Origin of the sequence: Aeromonas sp. 2MA4, from assembly GCF_029237305.1 — a bacterium.
Lineage (GTDB): Bacteria > Pseudomonadota > Gammaproteobacteria > Enterobacterales > Aeromonadaceae > Aeromonas > Aeromonas salmonicida.
Genome location: NZ_JAACFY010000004.1, coordinates 279,147 through 303,423, shown reverse-complemented (window position 1 = coordinate 303,423; position 24,277 = coordinate 279,147). Strand labels below are relative to the sequence as shown.

Below are 24,277 nucleotides of genomic sequence, written 5' to 3'. Positions count from 1 at the left end.
CAGATCCCTATAATACGCGCGTCTCAAATCCCCCCACACTTTAAAACTTGGTGAGAAAGGTCATATGGAAATCTTGCGAGGTGCGCCTGCACTGTCTGAGTTTCGTATCCAAAAACTGTTGCAACGCTTTGCACAGATGGCAACGGCGAGTGGAGTAGAGAGCGGAGTAGAGATAGAGAGCGTTTACGCGGAATACGTGCATTTTGCCGAGTTGTCGGCCCCCCTGTCGCCGCCTGAGCGAGCGACCTTGGGCCAGCTCCTGCGCTATGGCCCGACCATTCCTGAACACACCCCCAGCGGTCAGCTGTTTCTCGTTACCCCCCGTCCCGGCACTATCTCCCCCTGGTCTTCCAAAGCAAGCGACATCGCCCATAACTGCGGCCTGACCCAGGTCAAGCGGCTGGAGCGCGGCATTGCCTATTACGTGCAGACCAAGGGTGAATTGAGCGCAGCCCAGCGCAATGAGGTCGTAGCCCTGCTGCACGACCGCATGATGGAAGTGGTGTTCGCCGACATGGAAGAGGCGAGCGCCCTGTTTGCCCACCAGGCGCCGCGTCCTTTCACCCAGGTGGATGTACTGGGTGGTGGTCGTGCCGCGCTGGCAGAGGCCAACGTGGCGCTGGGTCTGGCCTTGGCCGATGACGAAATTGACTACCTGGTGGAGAACTTCACCAAGCTGGGCCGCAACCCCAACGACATCGAGCTCTACATGTTTGCCCAGGCGAACTCGGAGCACTGTCGTCACAAGATTTTCAACGCCGACTGGACCATAGACGGCGAGCAGCAGCCCAAGTCGCTGTTCAAGATGATCAAGAATACCTTCGAGCAGACGCCGGATCATGTCCTGTCTGCCTATAAAGACAACGCCGCCGTGATGGAAGGGAGCCAGGGTGGCCGCTTCTTCCCGAGCCCTGCCAGTGGTGAGTACCAGTATCATCAGGAGCAGGTCGACATACTGATGAAGGTGGAAACCCACAACCACCCGACCGCCATCTCCCCCTTCCCGGGAGCGGCTACCGGCTCCGGCGGCGAGATCCGAGACGAGGGTGCAACCGGCCGTGGTGCCAAGCCCAAGGCGGGTCTGGTGGGCTTTACCGTCTCCAACCTGCGTATTCCCGGCTTCGAACAGCCCTGGGAGCAGGATTTCGGCAAGCCGAGCCGCATCGTCAGTGCCTTTGACATCATGCAGGAGGGGCCGCTTGGCGGCGCCGCCTTCAACAATGAATTCGGTCGCCCGGCCATTCTCGGTTACTTCCGTACCTTCGAAGAGGAGGTGCCGAGCCACAACGGCGTCGAGGTGCGTGGCTACCACAAGCCCATCATGCTGGCGGGCGGCATCGGCAACATCCGCACCGATCATGTTCAGAAAGGGGAGATCCCGGTCGGGGCGGCCCTGATAGTGCTGGGTGGTCCGGCCATGAACATCGGTCTGGGTGGCGGCGCAGCCTCCTCCATGGCCTCCGGTCAGTCAGCCGAAGATCTCGACTTTGCCTCGGTACAGCGCGACAACCCCGAGATGGAACGTCGTTGTCAGGAAGTGATCGACCGCTGCTGGCAGCTGGGCGATGCCAACCCCATCGTCTTCATCCACGACGTGGGGGCGGGTGGCCTCTCCAACGCCATGCCGGAGCTGGTCAATGACGGTGAGCGTGGTGGTCGTTTCGATTTGCGTGCCATCCAGAGCGACGAGCCGGGCATGAGCCCGCTGGAGATCTGGTGCAACGAATCCCAGGAGCGTTACGTGCTGGCGGTGGCGCAGGACAAGCTGCCCCTGTTCAAGGCACTGTGCGAGCGTGAGCGTGCGCCTTATGCCGTCATCGGTACCGCCACCGAAGAGAAGCATCTCACCCTCTCTGACAGCCACTTTGACAACCAGCCCATCGATTTGCCGCTGGACGTGCTGCTCGGCAAGGCGCCCAAGATGCACCGCGATATCACTACCCTGCCAGCTCAGGGCAAGCCGCTGCAACTGGACGGCATCACGCTGAACGATGCAGCCGAACGGGTACTGCGTCTGCCCACAGTGGCGGAGAAGTCCTTCCTCATCACCATCGGCGATCGCAGCGTGACCGGTCTGGTCAACCGCGATCAGATGGTCGGTCCCTGGCAGATCCCGGTGGCCGATTGCGCCGTTACTGCGGCGACCTACGACAGCTACCACGGCGAAGCCATGTCCATGGGCGAGCGCACCCCGGTGGCGCTGCTCTCCCACGCCGCATCCGCCCGCATGGCGGTAGCGGAAGCGCTTACCAACCTGGCGCCGACTCACATTGGATCGCTCAAGCGGGTCAAGCTCTCGGCCAACTGGATGGCCGCTGCCGGTCATCCGGGGGAAGATGCCGGTCTCTATGAGGCGGTGAAAGCGGTAGGTGAAGAGCTCTGCCCGGCCCTTGGTATCACTATTCCGGTGGGCAAGGACTCCATGTCCATGAAGACCCGCTGGCAGCAGGATGGCAAGGAGCAAAGCGTCACCTCGCCGCTCTCCCTGCTCATCACCGCCTTTGCCCGGGTGGAAGATGTACGCAACACGGTTACGCCGCAGCTGCGTACCGATCTCGGTGAGACCGACCTCATCCTGATTGACCTTGGCAACGGCAAGCAGCGTCTCGGCGCCTCGGCCCTGGCTCAGGTCTACCGTCAGCTGGGTGACAAGGCGCCGGATCTCGACAATCCGGTACAACTGAAAGGCTTCTTCAACGCCATTCAGGCGCTGGTGGCCGATCGCAAACTGATCGCCTATCACGACCGTTCCGACGGCGGCCTGTTCGTCACCCTGACCGAGATGGCCTTCGCCGGTCACTGCGGCCTCGACATCCAGCTCGATCGCATCGGCGGCGAGCTGCTGCCTGCGCTGTTCAACGAAGAGCTGGGCGCCGTCATTCAGGTGCGCCGTGAAGATAAAGAGGCGGTGATGACCCTGCTGGCCGGTCACGGTCTGGCTGCCTGCTCTCATGTGCTGGGCACAGTGCGCGAGGGGGACCTCATCACACTGCAGCGCGCGGGTACAGAAGTGTATCGTGCCAGTCGCACCGCCCTGCGCACCCTTTGGGGCGAGACCAGCTGGCAGATGCAGCGTCTGCGGGACAACCCCGAGTGCGCGGATCAGGAACATGCCGCCCGTCAGGATGCCATCGACCCGGGTCTGCAGGCCAAACTGACCTACAACCCGTCCGAGGATGTGGCCGCGCCCTATATCGCCAAGGGAGTTTCCCCCCGTCTGGCGGTGCTGCGCGAGCAGGGGGTTAACTCCCATGTGGAGATGGCGGCTGCGTTCGATCGTGCCGGTTTTGCCGCTGTCGACGTCCATATGAGCGACATTCTCTCCGGCCGGATCAAGCTGGAAGCGTTCCAGACCCTGGTGGCCTGTGGCGGCTTCTCCTACGGCGACGTACTGGGGGCGGGCGAGGGCTGGGCCAAGTCCATCCTGTTCAACGACAACGCCCGTGAGCAGTTCCAGCGCTTCTTCGAACGTGGCGATACCCTCTCCTTGGGCGTGTGCAACGGCTGCCAGATGATGTCCAACCTGCGCACCCTGATCCCAGGGGCCGATCTGTGGCCGCGCTTTGTGCGCAACCGCTCCGAGCGCTTCGAGGCGCGCTTCAGCCTGGTGGAGGTGCAGGACTCTCCGTCCGCCTTCTTCGCCGGCATGGCGGGCTCAGTGATGCCCATTGCCGTCTCCCACGGGGAAGGGCGAGTGGAGGTGCGCGACGCCGCTCACCTGAGCGCGTTGCAAGCCAGTGGTCTTGTGGGTCTGCGTTTTGTCGACAACCGTGGTCAGGTGACCGAGCAATACCCGGCCAACCCGAACGGTTCGCCGGATGGCATTACCGCCGTGACCACCACGGATGGCCGGGCCACCATCATGATGCCGCACCCGGAGCGGGTGTTCCGCACCGTGGCCAACTCCTGGCACCCGGACAACTGGGGCGAGGATGGCGCCTGGATGCGGATGTTCCGCAACGCCCGTGTACGACTGGGTTAAACCCCGTCACCCACGCTGCAGCGCATCAAAAACCGGCCACTTGGCCGGTTTTTTTATTGGCAGAGGCGTGGCGCAGGCATGTTCAGTGTGGCCATCCCTGCTATCAGTGGAGGAGACGAGCGTTGGTTTGATGCAGATAAAAAATCCGGAACCAACCGGGCTGGTTTCGGATTTTGTGCATCGGACGCAGGGAGCAATGGATCTTGGCGCATGGTATCCCGGCTTGGTGAGCCATTTCTCTATGACGTGGTTTTCATGGACTAAAAACCCGAGCCGGGTTGCTGCAAAAAATCGGCCTCTTGTGGCGTATCTGCGCGACCCAGTATGGCATTGCGATGGGGGAAGCGGCCGAAGCGTTCGATGATCACCTGATGGCGGCGGGCAAAGTCGGCAAACCCTTCGAAGGTCGCTTGGGCCGGGGTCGCGGACTGTTCGGCCGCCAGCGCCTCGAACAGGGTTACGCTCCTGGCTTGCTGCTCGCGAGACTCGGCGTGCTCCAGCGGCAGGTAGAAGAAGACCCGAGCCAGCGGGGAGAGCGCCCTGTCTGCTCCAATAGACAATCCTTTCAGGCAGAGGTCGCGAGCATGGGGATCCCGGGCAAAGGCGCCGGGTGTGCCGCGATGTACATTGCGCGGCAGCTGGTCCAGCAGCAGGATCAGTGCCAACCGACCGACGGGTACCTCGGCCCAGTGGGCCAGGCTGCCAGCGGCCGCTGCCTCGGCCAGTTCGCCAAAGCGGCTGGCTATCAGCGCATCGGTTTCGCGGCTTTTTCCCCACCAGAGTGAAGCTTGCCGCGCGGCACGGGTGGCATCGTCGGCATCATCGCCAAACCAGAAATCGAGCAGAGGCTGCCAGGGTTGCATGTGAACTCCTTGGATCAGAGGAAAACAAGGCCAATTGACCCTGATGTGGTAGCTGCCGAAATGGCGGCTTCTCGTTACACTGTGCCATCTTTTACCCGAAATGAGGAATCCCCTCTGGTCGGCATTCGCCTGTGGCGCCTGCCCGGCGAGCCTGAGGGGAGTTTTCCACTGATATGAGGAATGCCTGATATGGCCGGAACCAGTTTGTTGGCCCTGCTCGATGATATTGCCAGCGTGCTCGATGACGTGGCGTTGATGACCAAGGTTGCTGCCAAGAAGACGGCCGGCGTGCTGGGGGACGATCTTGCCCTCAATGCCGAGCAGGTTTCCGGCGTGCGGGCAGAGCGGGAGCTGCCTGTGGTGTGGGCGGTGGCCAAGGGATCGTTTCGCAACAAGCTGATCCTGGTGCCTGCCGCCATCGCCATCAGTGCCCTGGTGCCCTGGCTCATCACCCCCTTGCTGATGCTGGGGGGCGCCTATCTCTGCTTTGAGGGGGCGGAGAAGCTGGCCCACAAGTTGTTGCCCCACGATGCAGCAGAAGGTGAGCCGAGCAGCCAGGTTGTTCCCGACGATCTGGTGGCCTTTGAACAGCAGAAGGTGAAGGGGGCCATTCGCACCGACTTTATCCTCTCCGCCGAGATCATCGTGATCGCGCTCGGCACTGTGCAAGGCAGCAGCCTGGGTTTGCAGATCTCCGTGGTGGCAGGCATAGCGCTTTTGATGACGGTGGGGGTCTATGGTCTGGTGGGACTTATCGTCAAACTCGACGACATAGGTCTGCACCTGCTGCAAAAGTCCGACGGCAGCGCCTTGCGCCGCGCAGTCGGGCAGGGGCTGCTGGTGACGGCGCCCCGTTTGATGCATCTGCTGGCGCTGGTAGGGACCATTGCCATGTTCATGGTGGGGGGCGGCATACTGGTGCACGGTTGGCCCTTCGCCCATCACCTGATAGAAGGGGCTGCCGGGGCACTTGCCACCTTGCCAACAGTGGGTACAGTGCTGGCCGCCATCACGCCAACCCTGCTCAACGCCGTGACCGGTGTGGTGGCCGGCCTGCTGCTGGTGCTGGCGATGACACTGGTGAGCAAACTCAAACCCGCCAGATAACGGCGGCTTCTCCACTCTCGGTGCCCGGCCGACAGAGGCCGTCGCACAGATGATTGTTTGTCCTGTTTGTTGACTCGGATGGGGGCTAGGCAAGTGCCGGCCCCCTTCGTACTATCCGAACTGGCACTAGCCCATAGAGGCTGGGTCACATGACATGGATGCAAACAAACAAGGACCATTATGAACCCACCCGAATGGCTGGATGATCACATCTATGCCGCCCCCGACTGCCCGGCGGTCGACGCCGATTTTCATCAGGCCCGCCATACGCTGACGACCTTGAGTCAATTGCTGAACGAGCTTCCTCAAACCACAGACGTCAATGGCTTGCGCCACTTGCTGCGGGCCATCAGATCCTGCTGGACCGACGTGAACCGGTTGGTGTGGAACAGCCAGACCTATGCCTACAACCGGCTCAGTCGCAATGGTTGCGACGAAGCGGCCAAGGTGCTGCTATCCCGTGGCCAGCAGTTGCAGGCGACCCTGGCCCAGCTCAGCAAGCCGGTGACCCTGTTCTGGGCAAGTGCCCCCGAGGGGCAGGTTCGAGCCTTGCTGCAGGATGCCGAGCTGTTCGAGCTTGCCTACCTCATCCGTCATGATCGCCGCCTGCAGGATCAACGGCTGTCGCTCGAGAGCGAGCAGCTGATCGAGGGGCTCTCGGTGGATGGACTGCAAGGCTGGGGGGATCTCTACGACAGTCTGGTGGGCCGACTCAGGCCCGTGGTGGACGGAGAGCCTATGGGACTGGCCCAGGCGGATAACTTGCTGGCTCACCCGGATCGGGCGCGCCGTGCCAGCGCCTGGCACGGCATCCAGGCCGCCTGGCAGGCAGAGCAGGAGACGGTAGCCGCCATCCTCAACGCCATCAACGGCTGGCGCAACGAACTCGCCGCCCAGCGTGGCAAGACGCGTCGGCTCGATGCGCTGGATGTCTCCTGCCATCAGAGCCATATCGAGCGCGCCACTCTGGATACCCTGATGGCCGAGGCTGACGCCCACAAAGCGCTGGGACGGCGAGCCCTGCGCGCCATGGCCAGCGCCCAGCAGATCACCGATTTTGCCCCCTGGGATCTCTATGCCCCTGCGCCCGCCGCGCCCTCGGCCCTGCTCAGCTTCGAGCAGGCACTGACCCTGGTGGCCGATGCCTTCGCCGGGTTTGACCCTGAAATGGGGGCCTTTGCCCGCATGATGGCCGAGAAGGGCTGGATTGATGCAGCCCCCAGCGCAAACCGGCGCAGCGGTGCTTACAGTACCGAATATGCCTATCCTCCCGAGTCTCGGGTGTTTCTCACTTTCGAGGGCACCATGGACAACCTCATCACCCTGGCCCACGAGCTCGGGCACGCCTGGCACAGCTGGCTGTTGCGGGACTTGCCGCTGGAGCAGCGCGACTACCCCAAGACGCTGGCCGAGACCGCCTCCCTGTTTGCCGAGGCCCTGGTGCGTGATGCCCTGTTGGCCGCCACCGACAACATGGAGCAGCGCAGGGCCATCGCCTGGCTGGACGGGGAGCGCGCCGCCAGCCTGCTGCTCGACGTTCCGGCCCGCTTCACCTTCGAGCGGACCCTGGTGGCGGCGCGGGAGCAAGGCTATGTGGGGGCAAGCCAGCTGCGGCAGATGATGAAATCCGCGCAGCAGCAGTGCTATGGTGACACCCTCAGCCAGTACGACGAGCTGTTCTGGGCCAGCAAGGGCCACTTCTCCATCACCGATCTCGGGTTTTACAACTACCCCTACCTGTTCGGCTACCTGTTCAGCCTGGGGCTCTATGCCCAGAAGGAGCGGGCCGGGGGCGATTTTGCCCACGCCTATCGCGCGCTGCTCACCGACACGGGCCGCATGAGCGCCGAGGATCTGGTGGAGAAACACCTGGGGGTCGACATTCGCGAACCCGCCTTCTGGCAGGAGAGCCTGCGCTATGTGGAGGAGGCGGTCGAGCGCCTCGAACGACTGGTGTGACGGGCTGGCCCGTCTATCGCATTGGCTGATCAGACCGGCCGTTCGGGGGCGCCCCGGCGGCCCCTGTTTCTTTCGTGGCGGGCCCGCAGCGGCCCGGCCATGTGCATTTCACCCAGGGCAGCCTCTGCCCCTTGATATTGATGACGAGCGTTTGATGCAACAAAGAGTCTACCCACAGCAGTGGCACAACCAGCATATCTATCCCGCCCTCGACTGCCCCGAGCTGGAAGCGGACATGAGCCAGGCCCGTGCCAACCTCGCCGGGCTTGCCGGTTTTATCGACGGTCTTGAGCAGGTATTGGGCAATATCGACGCCTTGCCCGATTTTTTGCGGGAAGTGCGCCTGCGGGCCCAGCGGATCCGCAATATCGGCTGGAACGTCGCCGTGCTGGCGGCATCAAAGGGCAGTCAGGATGCCAGCGATCCGCTCGCCAAGCAGCTGGCCTCCCGCGCGAGGGCCCTCAATGCCGACCTGTTCAAGGCACTGGCGCCGGTCGAAGACCTGATGCTGGGACTGCCCGAGCCCGAGTTTGAGCGGCTGATGCAGGATCCCTTGCTCGGAGAAGAGGCGTACCGACTGCGCCATGAGCGCCGCTTGCGGGATCAGCGTCTGCCGGTGGAGGCGGAGCAGTTGGTGATCGGCCTTGGTACCGACGGCCTGCATGGCTGGGGCAACCTCTATAACGATCTGGTGGGCAAGATCCGCCTCGTGATCGACGGCCGCGAGATGGGGCTGGCCGAGGCAAGCAATCTGCTCTCCAGCCCGGTGCGGGCACTGCGCCGCGAGGCCTTTGATGCCATCAGCGCCGGCTGGGAAGGGGAGCAGGAGACGGTGGCCGCCATCCTCAATGCCCTCAACGGCTGGCGACTTGAACTGGCGCGCCAGCGTGGCAAGCAGCGTGTGCTCGATGCGTTGGATCTCTCCTGCCATCAGAGCCACATAGAGCGCACCACCCTGGATACGCTTATGGCCGAGACGTATCAAGCCCGGGCGCTGGGCCAGCGGGCGCTGGGGCTGATGGCCCGGCAGCTCGGCATCACAGATCCGGGGCCGGAGGACTTGTTTGCACCGCCGCCGGCCGCTAGCAGCCGCGAGATCCCGTTTGAAGAGGCGATCGAGATCATAGCCGCGGCCTTTGCCCGCTTCGATCCCGAGATGGGGGAATTTGCCCGCATGATGGCCGAGAAGGGCTGGATTGATGCGGCGCCCACCCCGAACCGGCGTACCGGTGCCTACTGCACCAAGTTTGCCGATCCGGTGGAGCCGAGAGTCTTTATCACCTATGCCGGCACCATGGACAATGTCATCACGCTCGCTCACGAGCTGGGTCACGCTTGGCACAACTGGCTCATTCGCGATCTGCCCATGAGCCAACGCAGCTACCCCATGACGCTGGCGGAGACCGCTTCCATCTTTGCCGAAACCCTGGTGCGCAGCGCCCTGTTCGAGCAGGCGCAGACGCCAGAGCAGCAACAAGCCATCGCCTGGGCCGAGGCGGACGGCGCTGCCACCTTCCTGGTCAACATTCCGGCCCGCTTCGACTTCGAGCAGGCCCTGGTGGCTGCCCGTGGACAGGGCTATGTGTCGGCACAGCGGCTAAAGACGATGACGGATGAAGCCTGGGGTCGCTGGTATGAGGGGAGTCTGGTGCGTTATCACCCTCTGTTCTGGGCGGCCAAGGCGCATTTTTCCATCGCCGGACTCGGCTTTTACAACTACCCCTACCTGTTTGGCTATCTGTTCAGCCTGGGGGTCTATCAGCAGTTGATGAGCCGTCAGGCGGCAGGGGAAACGGATGTGGCACAGGCCTATCGCGCCTTGTTGCGCGATACCGGCCGCATGAGCGCCGAAGATCTGGTGGCAAAACACCTGGGTCAGGATATCCGCGAAGCTGCCTTCTGGCAGGGCAGCATGGCGCTGGTGGCGGCGGCGGTGGATCGCTTCGAGCAGACCTGCTGCTAGGGGTCTTTGCCGCGTAAAAAGCCGCCGGGCAGTGTGTCTGCCCGGCGGTTTTTTCATGGTTTCCCACAGATGACGCTGTGCAGGGCGTGGGGCTGATCATGGCTGATAAAGAGGGCGGCCTTGTGGTACTGAGCAACCGTGACGGGCAATCGTTTGCTGTCCCATGGCACAGCCACTTGCCTCGCTAGCCAGGTGATCCCTTCGCCACAGCGGGTGCCCACTTTTATTGTCGAACGGAGCAGGTGAGGTATCTGATTGACTTAATCTGGTTTCATCCGCAACTGGAGGCGTGATCCAAAGCAAGAAAGTGGGATGTTTTGGTGGCGCAAGGCCCCGCCGCTGGGGTAGTTTCGATAGAACCGACACAGTTTTTGAGGTCTTGTCCATGATCATCTATCTGCATGGCTTTGATGCCACCAGCCTCGGCAATCATGAAAAAGTGCTGCAGTTGCAGTTTATCGATGATGATGTGCGTTTCGTGCACTACAGCACGGTTCATCCCCGTCATGACATGAGCCACCTGCTCAAGGAAGTGAAAAAGCAGCTCGACATGAGCACAGACCCCAAGCCTCTCATCTGCGGGGTGGGGCTGGGAGGTTACTGGAGCGAGCGGATCGGCTTCTTGTGCGGCATCAAACAGGTGATCTTCAACCCCAATCTGCACCCCGAGATCACCATGCAGGGCAAGATAGACAGACCGGAAGAGTACGAGGATATAGGCACCAAATGTGTGTCTGAATTTCGTAGTAAAAATTCAGGAAATTGCCTCTGCATCCTTTCCGTTCAGGATGAAATCCGCGATAATGGCGACATTGAGCGTGAATTGAAGAATTATTACAACATCGTGTGGGATGAGCGAGAGACTCACAAGTTCAAAAATATCTCTCATCACCTGCAACAGATGAAGGCTTTCAAAGAAGCCTGATCGATTGTCACGTCATGGATTCAACTATCAAGGGAGCCGATGGCTCCCTTCGCTTTAATGGAACCGAGGTAATTAACCATGACCAATATTGTTGTCGTCGGCGGTGGAGCTGGCGGTCTGGAGCTGGCTACCAGCCTGGGTCGCAAACTGGGCAAGAAGAACAAGGCCAAGATCACCCTGGTCGACCGTAACCGTACCCACCTGTGGAAACCCCTGCTGCACGAAGTGGCCACCGGCTCCATGGATGCGGGTATCGATGCCCTGAGCTACCAGTCCCATGCCAAAAACCACGGTTTCGATTTCCAGCTGGGCAGCCTGACTGACATCAAGCGCGACGAAAAACGCATCGTGCTGGGGAAGATCGTCGATGAGAATGGCGACATAGTGGTGCATGAGCGGGAGGTGCCGTACGACATCCTGGTGATGGCCATCGGTTCCGTGTCCAACGACTTCAACACCAAGGGCATCAAGGATCACTGCATCTTCCTGGACAGCCCCTCCCAGGCGCACCGTTTCCACAACAGCATGATGAACCGCTTCCTGCAGTTCGCCACCGAATACCAGCCAGGTGACAAGGTGAAGATCGCCATCGTTGGCGGCGGTGCCACTGGCGTCGAGCTCTCTGCCGAGCTCTACAACGCTGTGGAGCAGCTCTATGCCTACGGTTTCAAGAACCTCACCACAGAGAGCCTGAAGGTGACTCTGGTGGAAGCGGGTCCCCGCATACTGCCAGCGCTGCCGGAGCGCATCAGTGGCGCGGCTCATCAGGAACTGGTCAAACTGGGGGTGGATGTGCGTACCGCCACCATGATCACCGAAGCCACCAGCGATGGGCTGCACACCAAGGATGGGGAGCTCATCGAAGCTGACCTCATGGTGTGGGCTGCCGGTATCAAGGCGCCGGATTTCATGAAGGATATCGCCGGCCTTGAAACCAACCGCATCAACCAGCTGGTAGTGAAAGAGACACTGCAAACCAGCCGTGACGAGAATATCTTCGTCATCGGTGACTGCGCTGCCTGCCCGCAGCCGGATGGCAAATTCGTGCCGCCACGCGCCCAGTCCGCCCACCAGATGGCGACCCAGGCATGCAAGAATATCCTGGCCAAGCTGGAAGGCGGTGAGATGAAACCTTACCTCTATCACGATCACGGTTCCCTGGTCTCTTTGAGCCGCTTCTCCACAGTGGGCAGCCTGATGGGCAACCTGATGCGCGGCTCCATGATGGTGGAAGGCTACATAGCGCGCATGGTTTACATCTCGCTGTACCGGATGCACCAGGTCGCTCTGCACGGCTACATCAAGACGGGTCTCATCATGCTGGTGGGCCGCATCAACCGGGTACTGCGCCCGACCCTGAAGCTGCACTAAGCTGCCATCAGCACACGAAAAGGAGAGGCCTGGCCTCTCCTTTTTTTATCGTTCGGGTCCAGGTTCCGGCGATGGGCGCGAGCCAAATGGCGGCATGGTCGCCTGCAACGGCAACCATTATCGTGCAACTGGCTATTAGGGGGCGGGGGATGTTGTCCGGTAGAAGTTTGGGGTAGTCTGAAACCCATTTTCACCTCAGGAGCGCAAGATGATCCTCTCAACTACCCCCACGCTGGAAGGCAAAACCATTCGTGAATACCGCGGCATCGTCGTGGGTGAAGCCATTCTCGGCGCCAATATCTTCAAGGATCTGTTTGCCGGTATCCGCGATATCATTGGTGGCCGCTCCGGTGCCTACGAAAAAGAGCTGGCCCGCGCCCGCGAGATTGCCTTCGATGAACTGAAAGAGCGCGCGCAGGCGCTGGGCGCCAACGCCGTGGTCGGTATCGATATCGACTACGAGGTGGTGGGGCAGAACGGCAGTATGCTGATGGTCAGCATCAGCGGTACCGCCGTTGTAATCTAAGCCCTGTCAGCCATTGAAAAACCGGCAACCTTCTGCCGGTTTTTCTGTTTCTGCCCCGGCGTTGACCGGAACTGTGACAAATCCTGTGATCTTGCTGGCCAGCCTGTATACGCAGGGTTGCCCACTGCCGCCATACTGAAGCAAGGGAAACAGGCAGAGAGGTCAATCATGTGGCATTTTCGCTGGTTATTGTTGTGGTGCTGGCTGGGCAGCGCTGCGGGGGTCAACATTCAGGCGGTAACAGAGGAGCTTCCTCCTTACAACTATCGGGACAGAGACGGTCTGGTAACGGGTCTGTCGGTGGATCTCCTGCAACGGATGGTCGACAGGAGCAAGCTTTCGCTCGACAGCAAGGGGGTACAACTCCTGCCCTGGGCGCGGGCCTATCAGATGGCGCTGCATCACCCGAACACAGTTATCTTCAGCATGGTACGGCTGCCGGAACGAGAAGCGCTCTTTCACTGGGTTGGCCCCATAGGACCTCGCACCCTCTGGTTTTATCGCCTGGCGAAACGAGAGGAGGTGACGGCCAATCAGCTCTCTGAGCTGGCATCCTGGCGTATTGCCGTTGTGCGCAATTCGGCTGCGGCACGTGAACTGGCTGATCAGGGGCTTAATCTGGTGCTGGTGCACGATGAAGATGACAAGTTTCGCATGATGCTGCGCAGGCGAGCGGACATAGCCCCAGCCATGCAGATGGGGGCGGCCTATCACATAGAGTCGCTGGGCCACAGTTATTCGGACTTTGTCCCCCTGTTTCAGTATCAGGACACCAAGGAGTTCTACTTTGCCTTCAGCCTGGAGACGGACGAAGCCATCATCAAGGCACTGCAAGGGACCCTGGACAGCATGCGCGCGGATGGGACTTACGATGAGATCACCCAGAAATGGGAGCGTCGCTTCTGGATCCGGCCAGCGAGCGAATGAGCGTCTGCGCGGCGGCCCATGTCACTGAGGTTGCAAGGGGGGTTGTGATGGTTCGCCGCGTTTCGCCGAATCGCTCACCAGGGCCAAGCAGCTTATCCTGATGTCTTTCGGGTCATTTTCGGGTTACTATGAGTCCTTCAAGGTTGGCGCCATAATGCCAGATGGCCGCACTCGGGACAGGACACCTGACAATGACATTACTCAAGCCGCCAGGGCTCAAGCCTGGCGTCACCATAGGTTTTTTCTCCCCCTCCAGCGCAGCCACTGCCTGGGCGCCAAACCGCTTTGCCCGTTCAAAGCGGTTTATGGAAGCGCAGGGCTTCAGGCTCAAGGCGGGCAGCCTCACCGGCCAGCAGGATCACTGGCGATCCGGCACCATAGCCGCGCGGGCTGCCGAGCTCAATACACTTATTCGCGATCCGCACGTGCGTTGCATCATGTCGGTGATTGGCGGCAGCAACTCCAACTCCCTGTTGCCGTATCTCGATTTTGATGCGCTCAAACGGGATCCCAAGATCATCATCGGCTACTCGGATGTGACGGCCCTGCTGCTCGGCATTTATGCCAAAACCGGCCTCGTCACCTTTTATGGCCCGGCGCTGGTGGCATCGTTCGGTGAATTGCCCCCGCTGGTAGATGAGACTCTGGCCGGGTTTAGCCAGGTCTGCCTGGCGGGTGGGGGCGCCGTGCCTCATACCTTGCCGACCCCTGCTTATTGGACCGACGAGCGGCTCGATTGGGAAAACCAGACTCGGGCCAAGCAGTGTCAGCCCAATCGGTTGATCTCGGTGGGGACAGGTCGGGTGCGGGGACGGCTGCTTGGTGGCAACCTCAATACCCTGACGGGGATCTGGGGCTCTCCTTACATGCCGGCCATAGCGCACGGAGATATTCTGCTGCTGGAAGACAGCCTCTTGACAGCTGATACGGTGGAGCGCTCCTTCGCCCATCTCAAGCTGTGCGGTGTGTTTGACCGCATCGGCGCTCTGGTTATCGGCAAGCACGAGCTGTTCGATCATCAGGGCAGTGGCAAGCGGCCGCTCGATATTCTGCTGGAGGTGGTGGGGACGCCGCGTTTCCCCATATTGGCGGAGTTTGACTGTGCCCACACTCATCCCATGCTGACTCTGCCTCTTGGCATCGAGGCTGAGCTGGATCTCGATGCCCGGACCCTCACCCTGTGCGAACCCTGGCTTGGCGAGTGAGTGATCCCGTCAATCGCAGTATGCACAGAGGCCGCAACAGCGGCCTCTTTCACTTTCTCAGGTCCGGGATCAGGGCAGGGCATTGGCCCTGAAACTGGCCCGGAGCTGGGGCACCAGGGGAGAGACGTCGAAGCCTTTCTCCTCCCCCAGCACAGGGTGGAGCAGGGGGAGATCCGGGATCGGGGTCAGATCCCCTGCCAGCAGCTGACGGGTGGCCTGGCCCATCTGGTAGAGCTGGCGCACAGGGGCGAATTGCCGTTCGAGAGAGAGGGCACCATCATCGCGGGTAAAGGCCATCATGGGGATCTGGTAGCTGGCATCGCGGGGCGGTTTGTCGCCGTGAATGCCCTTGCCTGCCGACATCAGAAAGGGTTGATGATCGCCAAAGGCCACCACCAGATAGCGTTTGCCAGAATTGTCCAGCCGTTTGAGCAGCCGCTCCAGGGAAGCCATGGCATCCACCACCCCCGTGTAGTAGGTGTTGAGCAGCTGGCGGTCTGCCGCACTCTGATCTGGACAGGCCTTGTCGAGCTGCTGGGCATGATAGCGATCCCCGTCGAAGGGGCCGTGGCCCTGCATGGTAACCGTGTAGGCAAAGAGCGGTGAGGTGTCCTGCTCGCTGCGTCTGAGCAGATGGTCGATCAGTGCATCGTCCGAGATGTAGAGCCCTTTGTGCTCGAGACTGGTAAAGCGTGTATCGAACCAGCGCTCCTCATAGCCAAGGGCCGGCATCGCCTTGGCACGGCCCCAGAACTTCTCCACGTAAGGGTGGGCAAACAGGGTGTGATAGCCGCTTTGCTTTGCGCTTTGTGCAAGGCCGGGCACCTGCTCGGACAGGTAGTAATAGGGCACGACCCCCTGCTTGAGCAGGCCCACCGGCAGACCCGTGTTCATCTCGAACTCGGCCAGCACCGTCATGCCGCCTGTGGTGGGGGAGTGGATGGTCTTTTGCCACTGTTGCACGTTGGCGGGCAGGCTCAATGTGGGAGGTGGGGCGCAGATCCTGCCCTGCCAGCCGAGCCAGAGCGACTCGTATTGCAGCACTATTACCAGATCGAAGCGGGGGGGCTGTCCCTGGCTCACATGGCTGATCTGTGGAGTGAGCTCATTGATCTGCAAGGGATAGCGAAACACACTGCCGCTTTGCAGCATCTCATCCACCAGGTTGAACAGATAGAGGCCGGGGCCGGAGCGGATGAGATCCCTGTGATAGTTGACCGCTCTGTCCACGTAGCGAATGTTGGCCCCCAGCAGCTTGTTACCGGTCTGGGTCGCGAACACACACAGGGCAAAAAAGGCGGCGGTGGCGGCAGTCGTGCGAAACAGGCCGCGCAAGACCCAGCGTGACAGGGCGAAACGCCAGCAGACAAACAGCAGCGCAGCGACGCCGAGCACAGGCAATACCGGATGCTGATCCAGCAGGATGCGCAGCAGTGCCAGCAGATTGCCAAGGTCGTCACCCCCCAGCGGCACCCCGTAGATGGCGATCTTCATGAAGTTGGCGAGCAGGCCAATGCCGGAAAGCGCCGTGAACACCAGTCCCATATAGAGATTGAAGCCCGCCAGGGCACAGAGGCTCCAGCCCAGAACCATGCTGCCCCAGGCGAGATAGTAGTGCTCGGGCCTGAAGCCGGACCAGAGCAGAAACTCCCCCAGTTTGAATACCACAAAGCCGTGCAACAGCACGAAGGTGAGGTTGCCGAGCAGCAGACTACCGATGATCCGCCAGCGCAAACTGCGCCTGAGCTTGGGCAGCAGGGCTTTGAGTACGGCGGCGCTCAGTGCCAGTACCAATACCAGGCTGGTAAAGAGGTAGGTGAGGTTGAAACCCTGCTCCGGCAGAGTCTGCAGGATCTGGCTGAATTCAGCGCTCTCGGGTCGATCTGCCAGCAGCAGGCCGATCCGCAGCTGATAGCGACTGGCGAGGGCATCGTCCGGTGCCCGCAAGGTGCTGTTGAGATCCAGGGTGCAGCGCCCTTTATTGCATCGCTGGCGTTTTTCTACCGCCTGGCTCAGCTGATCTATGCGCTCCCCTTTGTCATTGAGCAGCTCCACCCGCACCTTGTCCCTCGCTTGCAGCGGTTTGAGCAGCTGCCACTGGCTGCGCACCACCAGATAGAGGCCACGGTTGTCACTCTTGTAGAGCAGAGAGTGGCGAGTGAGCGTCGCTATGGGTTGGTCGGCAGGTCCCAGCACCAGTGGCCGGGCCTGGCCGAGCCAGCTGCCGGGATTGATCTGCGGCAGTATCAGGGTCAGCAGCAGCAGCGCAGCCAGCAAGCCAAGCAGCAGGGAAGGCAGGCTGGGGATCCTGGCTGGCCGGCGTGCTGAGGAGGGGACTTTCATATGAGCTCATCCTTTGAGCGAGTAACGACGAATGGCTGCTGCATTTAATGTGACCCGATGGTGAGGGGCTTGTTCCTTGTTGTCAATTTAATGACCAAACAATGAATATTTCGTGACCACGAAGCCATGCAAACTGTGATCCGGATCGGGCCGTCACACTCATTCTGTGATGAAAGCGTCATCATGACGCTTTGCTGCTGGTCTGTACCTGCCTTGCTGCTTAGTCTCTCAATAATGGATGGAGGTACATGTATGAATCCCAAGGTAGCAGCACGTCAGGCAAGATTGCTCCGCATGCTGGAGAGCAAGGAGGAGATCCGGATCGGGCGCGAGCAGGATTGTCCCTTGCCACTGGCACAGCTGGTGAGACTCAGAGAGGATCATCCCGCCGTGCTCAAGGTCTATCGTCACGGGCTCACCGCCGAGGTGTTTCATCTCAAGGTGGAGGGGCATCACTGGTGTCTGAAACGGCGCAGGCATGACTCCCTGGTGGCCAATATCGACGGCAAGACCGCCTTCCTGACCGAGCTGGAGCGGCGCCGCGAGATAGAGGCGCTGCGTGAGCTGCATCCCACCATTCTCTCTCACGTGGTCTGTACCTGCTTTGGCTCGGCCAGGGCAGGGGTGCTCGTCTCCCCCTGGTTGCGAGGGGTGCCGGTACACGACCTCAATGAGCGCAATCTGGCCCAGATGCTGGCGGTGCAGGCCGAGCTCGCCCATTGGGGCTGGTTTGACTGGGATCCGAGCCCGGGCAACCTGCTCGATGATGGCCAGCAGATCGCCGTGTTCGATTTTGGCTACATGTGGCCGTTCGATCCCCGCCATGAATTCAACTCAAACGGCCTCTCCGATCCCCAGTTTCATGTGCCGGAACGGCTGGAGACCCGCACCCTCTCGGGTCTCTGGCTCGACGATCCGGATCCGTTGCCGCAGTTTCGCTACTGGCGTGGCCTCTGTCTGGGCTGGGTGCAGCGCGAATTGCAATATCTGACCCGGGAGGGGGCTAGCTCGGCAGTGCTGGCTCGATTGCAAGGGTTGCAGGGGGAGTGGCGCTCGGCACTGGCAAGCGATGACGCGCTGGCCGCCAACTGGTGGCGGGACATGTATCGCAGCCATCGGCTCGACATCATGGATGACCTCAGCGGCAAGAGCTGCGGCCCGCTCACTTTGCGCCGGCTCGACTGGCTTGAGAAGGCGGTGGCCGACCATTTCGCCGAACTGGCGGATAATCTGGGGCCTGACGAGGCTGGCTATAGCCAGGCAGCATTGCTGGCCAGACTCGCAGGTCTGCGTGAGGAGATCCGCTCCTGCCTGTTGCCGGTGCCGACCCTGGCGGGGTAGGCGCTGGTATCTGCATCGATGACATGGGCATCAACGACAAGAGGGGCACCCTGAGTGCCCCTCTTTTATGCCGTGTCAAACCTCGGCTGGCTCAGTCGAGCAGCTCCTGGTGGAGGCGATTGACGATGTGGCCCGCTTCCTCTTCCTTGACCAGGAAGCAGAGGTTGTGGGCACTGGCGCCATAACAGATCATGCGGATGTTGTGCTCGCGAATGGCGTCAAAGACCTGACTGCCCACGCCAGCCGCCTCGCTCATGCGGTTGCCGATGAGCGCCACCAGTGCCAGGCCGGTTTCCACCTTCACCTTGCAGAGCTGACCCAGCTCGGCCAGCACCTTGTCGCTGAGCACGGGCTCGCCGTTGCTCTGGCTGCCGGTGTGATCCAGGGTGAGCGACACGCTCACTTCCGAGGTGGTGATGAGATCCACCGAGATGCGGTGGCGGGCCAGGATGCCGAACACCTCGGCCAGGAAGCCGTAGGCGTGGAACATGTTGAGGCTGTGCAGGGTCACCAGCACTTGCTGGCGGCGCAATGCCACGGCGCGAAACAGCGGGTTGGTGCTGGTGCTGGCGCGGATCCAGGTGCCGCCGGCGGCGGGATCCTTGCTGGAGCCGACAAAGACAGGAATGTCCTGGCGCACCGCAGGTTGCAGGGTGGCCGGGTGCAGCACCTTGGCGCCAAAGGTAGCCATCTCGGCCGCTTCCACGAAGCTTATTTCGGGAATGGGGCGGGCGCGTGTCACCAGTCGGGGATCCGTGGTATAGATGCCGGGCACATCGGTCCAGATCTCTATGCTGCCCGCATCCAGCGCTTCGGCGAGCAGGGCGGCGCTGTAATCGGAGCCGCCACGACCGAGCGTGGTGGTGCGGCCATCGGCATCCGAGCCGATGAAGCCCTGGGTGATGATGAGGCTGTCGCCGAGCAGGGGCCCCAGCGCCTGTTGGCAGAGGCCGCGAGTGGCGGCGAGATCCACGGTCGCCTTGCCAAAGCGGCTGTCGGTGCGCATCAGCTGGCGCACATCCTGCCAGTGGGCCTTGATGCCACGCTGGTGCAACAGCTCGGTGAAGAGGCGGGTAGACATCAGCTCGCCACAGGCGATGAGCCTGTCAGCCAGTTCCGCATCCGTATGCTGACTGGCCTGGCGGGCCATGGTGCGGATCTCGCCGAGGGTGGCATGGATCAGGGTACTCACGTCGGCGGGATCGCCCAGTGCCGTCAGAATGGCCTGCTGGATCTCGGCCAGTTTGGCCAGCTGCGCCTCCTGGCCTGCCTCGTCCAGATCGCCCTGGGCCAGTGCCACCAGCAGGTTGGTGACGCCGGCGCTGGCGCTCAGTACCACCACCCGGGTTGCCGGATTGGCCAGCACCACATTGGCGCAATTGTTCATGGCCGCGGCATTGGCGACACTGGTTCCGCCAAACTTGGCGACATTGATCGGGCTCATTGCTTACTCCTGTCTTAATATAAAAATCCGGTTCCATCGGGCAAAAAGAGAGGAGGAGGCTGAAAATGGCAGGAATGAGAGAAGCTATCCCGGCCAGAAGCACTCCACCCGCAGAGCCCATCCCGTACCCGCCCCTGATGGGGCGCAGTGGGGGATGACCACTACCGATGACAACCCGGGGGATTCAGCCCCCGCAGCCGACGTTGAGGTATCCAGTTGCCTCACACGTCTCGGCGCTGCTCCCCCTGACCCAAGTTCATCGGACGCTGGTGTCCTCCCTTGGGCTGCCTGGGCAGCGCTCCTCTTCTGGCTCCACCGCAGGCGGTGGAGTGCAATTAGAAATACCCTGTGCTGGATTGCACTGTCAATCGAGATCGTGAAAAACTTAACAATCGACGACAACTCGGCACAAGATCAACAAGTTACGAAATGGTTTTTGACAAAACCTTGGAGCGGCGCTGCCAGTTGTAGAGCCGTTGCCGTTCCACCGGCAGGTCTTCCACCTCCAGCGGATCGAAGCCCCGTTCCCGGAACCAGTGAATGGAGCGGGTAGTGAGCACGAACAGGCGACGAATGCCGAGCCGCTTGGCCCGCTCGGCCACCTTGGCCACCAGCTGATCCCCCCGATTGGAGTTGCGATACTCGGGGTGAATGGCGACGCAGGCCATCTCCGCCATTGCCTCTTCCATGAAGCAGTAGAGCGCCGCGCAGCCGATGATGAGGCCGTCGCGCTCTATGATGGTGAACTTGTCTATTTCCATCTCCAGCTGCTCGCGAGAGCGGCGCACCAGAATGCCGTCCTCCTCCAGCGGGCGAATGAGATCCAGAATGCCACCAATGTCTTCGATGGTGGCGGCACGGGCCTGCTCGGCGCTTTCCCGCACTATCTGGGTACCGAGGCCGTCGCGACTGAACAGCTCCTGCAACATGGCGCCGTCATCCTGATAGCTCACCAGATGGGAGCGGGGCACGCCGCCCCGGCAGGAGGCAATCGCCGCACGCAGGTAACGGGCTGTGCCTGACATCTCTTCACCCGCCTGCTCCAGCTCCACCAGCAGCTCCTCGGCCTGCTCGGGGAAGAGCTCCGAGATGGCTTCGCCGTGTCTGTCCATGACGCCCTGGGTGCTGCTGAAACAGATAAGCTTGTCGGCTTTGAGATCCACTGCCACCCGGCGGGCGACCTCTTCCGAGCTCAGGTTGAAGCTCTCGCCGGTGACCGAGCAGCCGATGGGGGAGATGAGCACCAGCCCCTTCTGATCCAGCTGGCGGGTGATCCCCTCCACGTCGATGCGGCGTACCCGACCGCTGTGACAAAAGTCGATGCCATCATCCACCCCCAGCGGCTGGGCGGTGACGAAGTTGCCACTCACCACGCTGATGCGGGCTCCCTGCATGGGGGTGTTGGCCAGCCCCATGGAGAGCTGGGCCGTGATGTCGTACTGCAGGCCGCCACACACTTGTTTGATGATGGCGAAGCTCTCGTCATCGGTGACCCGGATCCGCCTGTGGTACTGGGCTTCGATACCCGCGCGAGCCAGTGCCTCGTCGTTTTGCGGACGTGAACCGAACACCAGCACCAAACGAATTCCCAGCGTCTGCAGCAGGGCGATATCACTGACGATATTGGCAAAATTGGGGTGGCAGATGGCTTCCCCTCCCATCATCAGCACAAAGGTGGCGCCTCTGTGCACATTGACATAGGGGGTAGACTGCCGAAAGGCATAGACCAGGCTGGGTTCGCGTTCACGCACTTGAGGCTTCTTCCATAAAAAAACAGCAATGGGCTCAATATATGAAAATAAATTCACAAATCAAGACTAAATATTGATTTAGCCATTTTATGCCACCATTTTGTCCGCTTGATGACGCTGAAGAAAAACGAGAGACGAAAAGGTGGTGAAAAATACAGCAACGCCAGTCTGGCTGTGGCCTTGGTTGATCCCGGCTCATAACCTGTTATCTTCGAGACTCCTTTTCGTCAGCTGTGCGATGACACAGGTTTTTATACAAGGACAGGGTTCATGGAACAGATTATTTCACCGGCAGATGCACTGCCGGGACGCCGCGATGCGATGGTGATTGGCCAGCAACATGCCGTCAATGGTCACCCGACTCAGGGCCCCTGGCCTGAAGAGATGGCAGTAGCCTGGTTTGGCATGGGGTGTTTCTGGGGTGTTGAGCGTCTGTTCTGGCAGCAGCCCGGTGTCTACTCCACCGCCGCTGGCTATCAGGGTGGCGTCACCCAGAATCCCACCTACAAGGAGGTGTGCAGCGGTCTGACCGGTCACGCCGAAACGGTACAGGTGGTATTTGACCCCAGCGTCATCAGTTATGCCGCCCTGCTCAAGCTGTTCTGGGAGCAGCATGATCCGGCCCAGGGCATGCGTCAGGGTGGTGATGTCGGTACCCAGTACCGCTCGGTGATCTTCTATGGCGACGAGACCCAGCAGGTGATCGCCCAGCAGAGCCTGGCCGCCTATCAGCAGGCCATGATGGCCAGTGGCGACAGCCGGGCCATCACCACCCGCATCTTGCCGCTGGCGCCCTTCTATTACGCCGAGGATTACCATCAGCAATATCTGGAGAAAAATCCGGAAGGGTATTGCGGGCTGGGGGGTATCGGAGTCTGTTTGCCGCCGAGCCTCAATCGCTAACAGATGGCGTCATGCCAGATCACCCCTGCTTTGATACCAAAAGAGGCCGCATTTGCGGCCTCTTTTACGCCTGATGTCGACTGATTGTCAGCGCAGTGAAAAAAATCGTAAAAAAATATGTCACGAACGGGAACTAAATAGAATTGGCCCTGCCGAACTAAGTAGCTTCCAAGGATGGCAGCCAAGACCAGACACATTTCTTGCCTCGACCTTCACTGAACGCCACTGAAAAGCTGGATAGATTGAAATGATAGCAAGCAGGGCTGCCCATTGAGGCGGCCCTTTTCATGTGTGCTGTGTGCGGAAAAATACGGGCGTCTGGGTCGGCGCCACGGCGATTAGGTGTCTCGACGGATTAGCTGATGGCGCCGTCAAACAGGTTTTTGATGAGGTCGATGAACTCTTCGAGGAAGGCTTGCTGGGCCGGGGTAGGGGCACGCAGCCAGACGGCGGAGAGCACCTCTTCCAGATCGGCGACCACGGCATCGGCTTCCTGCATGATCATGAAGCGCAATTTGGGATCGAGTTGCGGGTTCTGTTCGCAGATGGCCATCAGGTTGCTCGCCACCCGGCTGCTCACCAGATCTTCGATGGTCTGTTCACCACCGCTCTGCTGCTGGGCTTCAAACAATCCCAGACTCTCCACCAGATACTCAATCAGGGCGATATAGCCTTCGCTTTCTACAACCATGGCGGCCTCAATCCTCAACAATACGAAAAAACTGTGCGTATTTTAGTGGCTGGTCCTAGCTTGGCAAGCGGCAGTGCAGACGATAGCGGATAAAACTGACTCCACCCCGCTCCACGCTTTCCAATCCGGTCAGCTCAAAGCCATACCGTAAAAATAGCCCATAGCTGAAGGCGCTGGCTTCCGTCGTCAGGGTCTCGATGCCGAGCCGAGTCGCCTGGCTGAGGGCGGTGGCGAGCAAGAAGCTGCCAAGCCCCTGCCGTTGATGATCGGCGCTCACATAAAGCAGGCTCAGGTGACCATCGTCGCTGAGGGTGACGAAGCCGAGCACGGCACCCTCTTGCTCCAGCACCCAGCCGTGGTGCTCACGCAACTGGCTGACAAAGCCCGGATGATGGGCACCGAGGGCCCACTGCGCTACCTGCGCCTCGCTGTAGTGCTCGGGGCCGCGTTGGCGTACCGACTGCTCGAACAGGGTAATGAGGGCGGGGATATGCGGCTCGCTCAGCGGGACTATTTTTGGCTGCTCTGGCATGGGATGGCTCACAGTGTCGGCGCTTGCGGCCGTTTGGCCTTGGGCAGGCCGGCAACCACCCGTTCATAGGAGTGGTGCACCCAGCCTTGCCAAAGATCGCTGGCCAGGGTGTCGCTCAGGGTAACCGTGTTCCAGTGCTGTTTGTTCATGTGCCAACCGGGTTTAACCTCGGGATGGATCTCCCGCAGCAGCAGGGCGAGCTCGGGCTCACATTTGAGGTTGATGGTGAGCGGCTCTGCCTGCCAATCCACCAGCGCAAACATCTTGCCGGCGATGCGATAGACCAGGATCTCCGGGCCGAAGGGGGTGTCCTCCTGAGTGCCCGGCAGGGTCAGCAGAAAGGCTCTCAAACTCGTCAACTCCATGGTCACGCTCCTCGCCAGTTGCCATGCAAACGTATTTTTTGGGTGAAAATATCTGCTAAGATGCGCGCCTACTATATCC

The 24,277-nt window shown here is 60.8% G+C and carries 18 protein-coding genes and 1 riboswitch; of the genes, 11 read left to right on the top strand and 7 right to left on the bottom strand.

The window, feature by feature from the left end; genetic code table 11:
• Positions 1-64: 64 nt before the first annotated feature.
• Positions 65-3,982 carry a phosphoribosylformylglycinamidine synthase gene (gene purL / locus GWQ31_RS06800; protein WP_275908958.1) on the top strand — a complete coding sequence of 1,306 codons (3,918 nt, stop codon included), beginning with the start codon at positions 65-67 and terminating at the stop codon, positions 3,980-3,982.
• A 260-nt stretch (positions 3,983-4,242) separates the two neighbouring features.
• On the opposite strand, the gene GWQ31_RS06795 is transcribed toward purL, so the two are convergent.
• Positions 4,243-4,845, bottom strand: coding sequence for a DUF924 family protein (locus GWQ31_RS06795; protein WP_275908957.1), 603 nt, complete (start codon positions 4,843-4,845; stop codon positions 4,243-4,245).
• A gap of 189 nt (positions 4,846-5,034) precedes the next feature.
• Here GWQ31_RS06795 and GWQ31_RS06790 point away from each other — a divergent pair, with 189 nt between their 5' ends.
• From GWQ31_RS06790 to GWQ31_RS06755, 8 genes are all read left to right on the top strand, one after another.
• The gene (locus tag GWQ31_RS06790) at positions 5,035-5,952 is read left to right on the top strand and encodes a DUF808 domain-containing protein (RefSeq protein WP_275908956.1); all 918 of its coding nucleotides are present in this window, start codon (positions 5,035-5,037) and stop codon (positions 5,950-5,952) included.
• Between the two features lie 180 nt (positions 5,953-6,132).
• Positions 6,133-7,911, top strand: a complete 1,779-nt coding sequence (locus GWQ31_RS06785; protein ID WP_275908955.1) for a M3 family oligoendopeptidase — start codon at positions 6,133-6,135, stop codon at positions 7,909-7,911.
• Positions 7,912-8,065: 154 nt separating this feature from the next.
• Positions 8,066-9,874: a M3 family oligoendopeptidase gene (locus GWQ31_RS06780; protein ID WP_275908954.1), complete on the top strand. Its 1,809-nt coding sequence runs from the start codon at positions 8,066-8,068 to the stop codon at positions 9,872-9,874.
• A 385-nt stretch (positions 9,875-10,259) separates the two neighbouring features.
• Positions 10,260-10,799, top strand: a complete 540-nt coding sequence (gene ycfP, locus GWQ31_RS06775) for an alpha/beta hydrolase YcfP (RefSeq protein ID WP_005310449.1) — start codon at positions 10,260-10,262, stop codon at positions 10,797-10,799.
• Positions 10,800-10,877: 78 nt separating this feature from the next.
• Positions 10,878-12,170: an NAD(P)/FAD-dependent oxidoreductase gene (locus GWQ31_RS06770; protein ID WP_005310451.1), complete on the top strand. Its 1,293-nt coding sequence runs from the start codon at positions 10,878-10,880 to the stop codon at positions 12,168-12,170.
• Between the two features lie 208 nt (positions 12,171-12,378).
• Entirely contained in the window at positions 12,379-12,696 is a 318-nt protein-coding gene (locus GWQ31_RS06765) for a heavy metal-binding domain-containing protein (protein ID WP_005310453.1), read from the top strand.
• Positions 12,697-12,864: 168 nt separating this feature from the next.
• Positions 12,865-13,623 carry a transporter substrate-binding domain-containing protein gene (locus GWQ31_RS06760; protein WP_265461376.1) on the top strand — a complete coding sequence of 253 codons (759 nt, stop codon included), beginning with the start codon at positions 12,865-12,867 and terminating at the stop codon, positions 13,621-13,623.
• A gap of 191 nt (positions 13,624-13,814) precedes the next feature.
• Positions 13,815-14,828 carry a S66 peptidase family protein gene (locus tag GWQ31_RS06755; RefSeq protein WP_275908953.1) on the top strand — a complete coding sequence of 338 codons (1,014 nt, stop codon included), beginning with the start codon at positions 13,815-13,817 and terminating at the stop codon, positions 14,826-14,828.
• A 69-nt stretch (positions 14,829-14,897) separates the two neighbouring features.
• On the opposite strand, the gene GWQ31_RS06750 is transcribed toward GWQ31_RS06755, so the two are convergent.
• Positions 14,898-17,171: an alkaline phosphatase family protein gene (locus tag GWQ31_RS06750; protein WP_275908952.1), complete on the bottom strand. Its 2,274-nt coding sequence runs from the start codon at positions 17,169-17,171 to the stop codon at positions 14,898-14,900.
• Between the two features lie 252 nt (positions 17,172-17,423).
• On the opposite strand from GWQ31_RS06750, the gene GWQ31_RS06745 reads away from it, so the two are divergent.
• Positions 17,424-18,512: a hypothetical protein gene (locus tag GWQ31_RS06745; protein WP_265451844.1), complete on the top strand. Its 1,089-nt coding sequence runs from the start codon at positions 17,424-17,426 to the stop codon at positions 18,510-18,512.
• 91 nt (positions 18,513-18,603) lie between these two features.
• Here GWQ31_RS06745 and lysC read toward each other — a convergent pair whose 3' ends face one another.
• Both lysC and argA read right to left on the bottom strand, forming a co-directional pair.
• Positions 18,604-19,956, bottom strand: coding sequence for a lysine-sensitive aspartokinase 3 (gene lysC / locus GWQ31_RS06740; RefSeq protein WP_125600628.1), 1,353 nt, complete (start codon positions 19,954-19,956; stop codon positions 18,604-18,606).
• 89 nt (positions 19,957-20,045) lie between these two features.
• Positions 20,046-20,270: riboswitch (Lysine riboswitch) on the bottom strand.
• Positions 20,271-20,378: 108 nt separating this feature from the next.
• Positions 20,379-21,707, bottom strand: coding sequence for an amino-acid N-acetyltransferase (gene argA / locus GWQ31_RS06735; protein ID WP_017411372.1), 1,329 nt, complete (start codon positions 21,705-21,707; stop codon positions 20,379-20,381).
• A gap of 270 nt (positions 21,708-21,977) precedes the next feature.
• Between argA and msrA the strand changes: the two genes are divergently transcribed.
• Entirely contained in the window at positions 21,978-22,610 is a 633-nt protein-coding gene (msrA, locus tag GWQ31_RS06730) for a peptide-methionine (S)-S-oxide reductase MsrA (protein WP_017411371.1), read from the top strand.
• Positions 22,611-22,965: 355 nt separating this feature from the next.
• Here the strand turns inward: msrA and GWQ31_RS06725 are convergent, their stop codons facing one another.
• Genes GWQ31_RS06725 through GWQ31_RS06715 form a run of 3 tightly spaced genes read right to left on the bottom strand, consistent with a single transcriptional unit; the run spans position 22,966 to position 24,198 of the window.
• Positions 22,966-23,301, bottom strand: a complete 336-nt coding sequence (locus tag GWQ31_RS06725; RefSeq protein ID WP_005310468.1) for a DUF3802 family protein — start codon at positions 23,299-23,301, stop codon at positions 22,966-22,968.
• Positions 23,302-23,356: 55 nt separating this feature from the next.
• A complete protein-coding gene (locus tag GWQ31_RS06720) occupies positions 23,357-23,833 on the bottom strand; it encodes a GNAT family N-acetyltransferase (protein WP_275908951.1) in 477 nt (158 codons plus the stop codon).
• 8 nt (positions 23,834-23,841) lie between these two features.
• Positions 23,842-24,198 carry an MmcQ/YjbR family DNA-binding protein gene (locus GWQ31_RS06715; protein ID WP_021140617.1) on the bottom strand — a complete coding sequence of 119 codons (357 nt, stop codon included), beginning with the start codon at positions 24,196-24,198 and terminating at the stop codon, positions 23,842-23,844.
• Positions 24,199-24,277: the final 79 nt, after the last annotated feature.